Here is a 5,294-nt window from a genome sequence, read left to right on the forward strand (position 1 = left end):
CCTTCGGCTACCTCACCCCAGCCGAGACCAGACAGCAGCACCAACACACCCTCGCGGCATAACGAACGAGTGTCCGAGATCACGGGGAAACTTCACTCGCGGGGGCCACAAAGGACGCTGAGATCGCGGCCTTGCGTGAGCAGGTCCGCGAGCTGCTGCGGCACCGCCTGAACTGGAAGCGCGCGTCGATGGCTGGAGCCTTGGGTTACCACTCCACCGGCCCCGATCGCGGGGCCCGTCTGTGTTTCCACCTCAAGCCCGGCAGCTACGACACCACCGCCCTCATCGAGGTCCTGGAGCAGATGAAGGCGTTCTACCGCGGCGAGCGAGTGGTCCTGGTCTGGGATGGCCTGTCCGCCCACTGGAGCCGGGCGATGCGAGCCTGGGTCGCCGAACAGGACTGGCTGACCCTGGAACGGTTACCCGCCTACGCTCCCGAACTGAACCCGGTGGAACTGCTGTGGTCCTCGCTCAAGAAACGCGAACTCGCCAACCTCGCCGGCGACCACCTCGCCGACATCGCCGACGCCACCTGGCTGTGGCGGCTTCTTCGGGAGTCGTTTTGGCGTGACTTCGGGAGTCGTTTGGCGCCCGGCCTCGTGATCGATGTCAGCGGCTTTTGATGTCACTCAAGTGCTGCAGGGCGCACGGCGAGCCGCGAAGTGGGAGTCCTGCGGCACTGCCAGATCGCGGAAGCGGACTGTTCCCGGTTCCCGCCCGTGCTGTCTCGGGTGCGGATACCGACCCTCGCCCAGAACCGGCGTCGTGAAATCATCAAGCGATGACCGAACCGAGCAGCGACGACGGCCGCACCTTCCGGCGCGAGACCGAGCGGGTCGTCAACGAGATCGCCCAGGGGCTCCGCACGTTGGATGATGGTGTGGGCTGGTTCTCCGGCCTCGCCCCGACACGCCAGCAGGAGGTTCTGCAGGAAGTCGCTGGCTATGCGATGCAGGCGCACATTACAGCTGCGGACGGCCGTGCGGGGGGTGGCGCGGTCCGGTGTGAAGCCCACGGCTAACCCCTCGGTGATGATCTGCATGGACCCGCCCCGCTACGGGTTCGCGGGCCTCCCCTCCGCCGAACACGTCAAGGCGTTCCGCGTCCTCGTTTCCGTGTTCGCCGTTGCTGATACTCGCCGCCGCGACACGTAGTGCAAAGGCGCCTGCGGACATGCATGGCACAACCTGCCAGCGGCAACCGAGCATCCGTAGCACCGGCCATTCCCGCTCTCGCTGGGCTGCTTGTCGGGCGCTCCCTCTCGTGTGGCGCGTGGTCAGCTGACCTGGGCTCGTTCGGCTTGGGCCTTGGTGTGAGCCAGGCGGTAGGACTCGGTACCGGTCTGGATGATGGCGCCGTTGAAGGTCAGCCGATCGACGATGGCCGCGCAGAGCCGGGGGTCGGTGAACGTCTTCGTCCAGCCACTGAAACTCTCGTTCGAAGCGATCGCGACACTATTCTTCTCCTCACGCTCAGTCAGAACCTGAAACAGCAGCTCAGCGCCCCTGCGGTCCAGTTCCATGTAGCCCAGTTCGTCAATGCACAAAAGATCGACACGGCCGTAGCGGGCGATCGTCTTGGTCAGCTGCTTCTCGTCTGCGGCTTCGACCAGCTCGTTGACGAGTTTGGTGGCCAGCACGTAGCGGACGCGGAAGCCGTGCATCGCGGCCTCGGTGCCCAGGGCTATCAGCAGGTGGGACTTGCCGGTGCCGGAGTCGCCGATCAGGCAGAGAGGTTCCCCCTTCTTGACCCATTCGCAGGTGGCGAGAGTATTGACGGTGGCCGGGTCGATATTGGGGTTGGCGTCGAAGTCGAACGCCCGCAGGCTCTTGTCGCGTGGGAAGGAGGCGGCCTTGATCCTGCGTTCGGAGCGTCGGCGGGCCCGGTCGTCACACTCGGTCATCAGCAGTTCGGCGAGGAACGCCCGATAGGACATCTGGTCGCGTGCGGCGCCTTCGGCGAGGTCGGCGAACTGCTGGCGGATGGAGGGCAGCCGCAGCATCCGGCATGCCTGGTCGATCGAGGCGGTGGCGGCTTCCTCGGTCAGTCCGCGCTTGCGTGTCATGATCCCTCTTTCTCGTCGGCCGTGCGGCCGTGCCGTTTCAGGAGCTGGTCGTAGTGGGCCACCGACGGCAGCGGCCGGTTGTCGGGCGGGAGGTGAGACAGCTTCCAGTCGGAGCGGCTTTGGCCTGTTCGAGGGCGGTCGCTCCAGGAAAGGCGCCTGGCTTGCGCAGGAGAGCTTCCAGGTAGTGGTCCAGGACCAGGCGGGACTCACCCCGGCCGCTGAGCCGTTCGTGGTGGGCGACCACCGTCCGCCCGTCATAGACGACCAGGTCGTTGGCGTGCAGCAGCACCCGCAGCTGGCGGCCGATGAAGCGGACCGGAACCGAGTAGGAGTTGCAGCGGACGGTGACCTGACCGAACCGGTTGACCCGCGGAGTGAACCACCGCCCGGTCTCGAACACCTCGCGGGGCAGGGGCCGCAGCAGCGGCTGTTCCTGGGCGAAGGACTCGCCGATGGTCCGGGTCTTCGACCGCAGGCGCCGGCCTTCGTCGCCCAGGTCCCACTGGTCGACCATAGCGTTCATCTCGGTCAGCGAGGCCACCTCGGGAACGGGGACGAAGTGATTGCGGCGGTAGTAGCCGATCTGCCCCTCGACACCGCCCTTCTCGTGGGCGCCCTCGATGCCGGGACGGCAGTAGAAAGCCTCGATGCCCCAGTGCGAGCGGAAGGCCGTCCAGCGGTCGTTCTCCACCCTCGCCCTGGACAGGCCCAGGACCCGCTCGACCGCGGCCCGCAGGTTGTCGTAGCGGATGCGGCCGCGGGGTATGCCGCCCAGCACACGAAACGCGTGCACGTGCCCCTCGAAGAACGCCTCCTGGCCGCAGGAGGCGAACACCCGGTGCACCGCCTTGCCGGAGTAGGACAGCCGCATCGAGAACAGATAGACCTTGGTCATCTTGCCCGCGAGCATGACGTGCACGTCGCCGAAGTCGACCTCCGCCTCCGCCCCCGGCAGATGCGTCTGCGGCACGAACATCGCGTCCGGGCCCACCCCGGCTTGCCGGCGGACCTCCTTGCGGCGGTCCTTCACATAGACGCGGACCATGGAAACGGCCAGGCATCTCTTCCTCCCCGGCACTCTTTTCGCGGCATCCTTGCCGGTCGTGTCGGCCGGGACGCCGACCGCGGCGTGGATGCTCTGCGTGTCCAGGATCACCAGGCTCGGGTCGGTAATCGCTTGCGTTTCTCCCGCAACCGCCAGCGCAGCAGGTCGTGAATGTCCTGGTCGGTGCCCTCGTCGCGCCAGAGGTAGAAGTAGTACTTCACCGCTCCCCGCGGGGGCATGTCATGGGGCAGGAACTCCCACTGACACCCTGTGCGGTTCTGGTAGAGGATCGCGTTCACGATCTCCCGCATCGCGTACTTCCCCTGATGCCCGCTGACCGACGGATGCCGGGCCTTCCACGCCGTGATCACGGGTTCCACAAGCTCCCACTGCTCGTCGGCGAGATCGCTCGGGTACGGCTTGCGCATGCTCATGCCACAACCCAAGCGAACCCCGAACTCCTGACCGACAGCGATGCCCCCACGTCACACCATCGAGCGATGGCAAGACCGACGAAACGCCACATCCCGCACTCTGAGACATGGCGACGGGAACCGTGAAGTGGTTCAACGCGGAAAAGGGCTTCGGCTTCATCGCTCAGGACGGAGGCCCGTACGTGTTCCTTGCCCATCGACAGCTCGGCAGTTCCGCCTACTGGCGCCTGCACGTTGGTGACTGGCGCGTCCTCTACCAACCGACGAACACCGTTACCGTGTCGGTCCTGAAGGCAGGGCGCGTTACCTGGTAAGAAGAGGATGGATAGTCACACAACGGAAGACGGCGGGTGCCCGGGGAAGACCTGCTCCCGGTACCCGCCGTCGGCCGTTCCCACCGCCAGCCACGCCATGCTCCGGCGGCTATGCCGGCGCCTGTGCCGCTGCCATTCCAACCCGAGTCCGGCGAGCCGCTCCAACTGGGCCGTACTCAGCTTGGCCCGCCGGGTCTTGCCGTTCGCCAGAACACCCCGAGCCGCACCTGGGTCCCATCCTCCAGCGTCTCCACCCAGGGGGCGTGTCAGCGATCTGGGTCTGGCCCGTAGTCGGTGGTGACGCCGGTGTGTGTGTCAGGGCAGGAGGATGCGGTGGCGGAGGAGGTCGAATCCGGCGCGTCTGTGCATTTGCCGCATGATCCTCTTGGTGCGGGTGTTGATGCCTTCGGTAAGGTGAGACCGGCGTTCACGGCGGGCCGGTCGATTTCGAGGCCATTGGTGAAGCTGCGCAGGTGGGCAGGGCGACAGCGCGGGCGGCTGTGATCCACTCGGTGAGTTTCACGTCGTTGCCCTCGGCCGGTTTCAGCAGGGCGGCGAAGCCGCGTATGAGATCGGCGAGTGCGGTCATCTCCGGGCAGGCCGCGGCGATCTTCTCCAGCAGGACCGTTTCCTTCGGGCGCAGGTTCTCGGGGTCCGTGACTAGGGGATGTGCCGAGTTGAGATCACCGGTTTGGCTGTTTCGCTGTCCCGGCGGGGTTGGGACGGTAGACAGGCGGGATGACTCGGGGTGATCTCACGGACGATGAGTGGACTGTGTTCGAACCGCTGTTGCCGCTGGGCGAGCGCGGTCCCATTCCCGACCTGCGCAGGCTCGTCTACGGCGTGATGTGGCGGTTCCGTACGGGCGGTCCGTGGCGGGACATGCCTGAGCGGTACGGGCCGTGGTCCACCGTGTACGGGCGCTTCCACCTCTGGGCCAGGTCCGGGGTCTTCCAGACGTTGATGGAAGCGGTGATTGCCGAGGCCGCCTCGCGCGGTCAGGCAGACCTCGACTTGGTGAGCGTGGACTCCACCGTGGCCCGGGCCCACCATCACGCCGCCGGGATGACCGCCGATGCCGAGCTGCTGGAAGCCCTGGAGAAGGCCGTCGCAGAGGAAAAGGGGCTTCGCCAAAGGGACAGAACGCCCCGGTAGTCGAGCCGGACGAGCAGACGGATGCCGCCCGCGAAGAGCGACGGTGTCTGCGTCGGCGCCGCAAGGCCCGGCTCCGCGCCGCCGAACTGGGGCGCTCGCGCGGCGGGCTGACCAGCAAGGTGCACCTGTCGGCGGACCGCCGCTGCCGCCCGCTGTCCTTCGTCCTCACCCCCGGCCAGGCCGCCGACTGAAGTTTCCCCGTGATCTCGGACACTCGTTCGTTATGCCGCGAGGGTGTGTTGGTGCTGCTGTCTGGTCTCGGCTGGGGTGAGGTAGCCGAA

At 66.7% G+C, this 5,294-nt stretch carries 8 protein-coding genes and 1 pseudogene; 5 read left to right on the forward strand and 4 right to left on the reverse strand.

What is annotated here, in order from left to right; all coding sequences use genetic code 11:
• Window positions 1-131 precede the first annotated feature (131 nt).
• The 3 genes from ACFWI9_RS32800 to ACFWI9_RS32810 all read left to right on the forward strand — a co-directional run bounded on the left by ACFWI9_RS32800 (window position 132) and on the right by ACFWI9_RS32810 (window position 1,154).
• Entirely contained in the window at window positions 132-623 is a 492-nt protein-coding gene (locus tag ACFWI9_RS32800) for a transposase (protein WP_387168517.1), read from the forward strand.
• Between the two features lie 158 nt (window positions 624-781).
• On the forward strand, window positions 782-1,021 hold the full coding sequence (locus ACFWI9_RS32805; RefSeq protein WP_387168520.1) for a DUF5958 family protein: 240 nt from the start codon (window positions 782-784) through the stop codon (window positions 1,019-1,021).
• A gap of 19 nt (window positions 1,022-1,040) precedes the next feature.
• Window positions 1,041-1,154, forward strand: a complete 114-nt coding sequence (locus ACFWI9_RS32810) for a DUF5958 family protein (protein WP_387168538.1) — start codon at window positions 1,041-1,043, stop codon at window positions 1,152-1,154.
• Window positions 1,155-1,276: 122 nt separating this feature from the next.
• On the opposite strand, the gene istB is transcribed toward ACFWI9_RS32810, so the two are convergent.
• The 3 genes from istB to ACFWI9_RS32825 are packed head-to-tail and all read right to left on the reverse strand — an operon-like array spanning window position 1,277 to window position 3,544.
• Window positions 1,277-2,065, reverse strand: coding sequence for an IS21-like element helper ATPase IstB (gene istB, locus ACFWI9_RS32815; RefSeq protein ID WP_387168523.1), 789 nt, complete (start codon window positions 2,063-2,065; stop codon window positions 1,277-1,279).
• Window positions 2,066-2,102: 37 nt separating this feature from the next.
• A complete protein-coding gene (gene istA, locus ACFWI9_RS32820) occupies window positions 2,103-3,221 on the reverse strand; it encodes an IS21 family transposase (protein ID WP_387168525.1) in 1,119 nt (372 codons plus the stop codon).
• Window positions 3,218-3,544 (reverse strand): transposase, encoded by a 327-nt coding sequence (locus ACFWI9_RS32825; protein ID WP_387168528.1) that lies wholly within the window; start codon window positions 3,542-3,544, stop codon window positions 3,218-3,220. The genes istA and ACFWI9_RS32825 overlap by 4 nt, the downstream gene beginning before the upstream one ends.
• A gap of 107 nt (window positions 3,545-3,651) precedes the next feature.
• Here ACFWI9_RS32825 and ACFWI9_RS32830 point away from each other — a divergent pair, with 107 nt between their 5' ends.
• Entirely contained in the window at window positions 3,652-3,858 is a 207-nt protein-coding gene (locus ACFWI9_RS32830) for a cold shock domain-containing protein (RefSeq protein ID WP_387168531.1), read from the forward strand.
• 315 nt (window positions 3,859-4,173) lie between these two features.
• Here ACFWI9_RS32830 and ACFWI9_RS32835 read toward each other — a convergent pair.
• A pseudogene (locus ACFWI9_RS32835) lies at window positions 4,174-4,522 on the reverse strand (ISL3 family transposase); the annotation flags it as partial.
• Between the two features lie 74 nt (window positions 4,523-4,596).
• Between ACFWI9_RS32835 and ACFWI9_RS32840 the strand changes: the two are divergent.
• The gene (locus ACFWI9_RS32840) at window positions 4,597-5,013 is read left to right on the forward strand and encodes an IS5 family transposase (RefSeq protein ID WP_387168535.1); all 417 of its coding nucleotides are present in this window, start codon (window positions 4,597-4,599) and stop codon (window positions 5,011-5,013) included.
• Window positions 5,014-5,294 lie beyond the last annotated feature (281 nt).

This window comes from Streptomyces sp. NPDC127084, assembly GCF_042724175.1.
GTDB lineage: Bacteria > Actinomycetota > Actinomycetes > Streptomycetales > Streptomycetaceae > Streptomyces.

Bases quoted from the DNA above. Each gene is read 5' to 3' on its own strand.
- istB (WP_387168523.1), bottom strand. From the start codon at position 2,065: ATGACACGCAAGCGCGGACTGACCGAGGAAGCCGCCACCGCCTCGATC.
- ACFWI9_RS32810 (WP_387168538.1), top strand. From the start codon at position 1,041: ATGGACCCGCCCCGCTACGGGTTCGCGGGCCTCCCCTCCGCCGAACAC.
- ACFWI9_RS32825 (WP_387168528.1), bottom strand. From the start codon at position 3,544: ATGAGCATGCGCAAGCCGTACCCGAGCGATCTCGCCGACGAGCAGTGG.
- ACFWI9_RS32830 (WP_387168531.1), top strand. From the start codon at position 3,652: ATGGCGACGGGAACCGTGAAGTGGTTCAACGCGGAAAAGGGCTTCGGC.
- ACFWI9_RS32805 (WP_387168520.1), top strand. From the start codon at position 782: ATGACCGAACCGAGCAGCGACGACGGCCGCACCTTCCGGCGCGAGACC.
- ACFWI9_RS32840 (WP_387168535.1), top strand. From the start codon at position 4,597: ATGACTCGGGGTGATCTCACGGACGATGAGTGGACTGTGTTCGAACCG.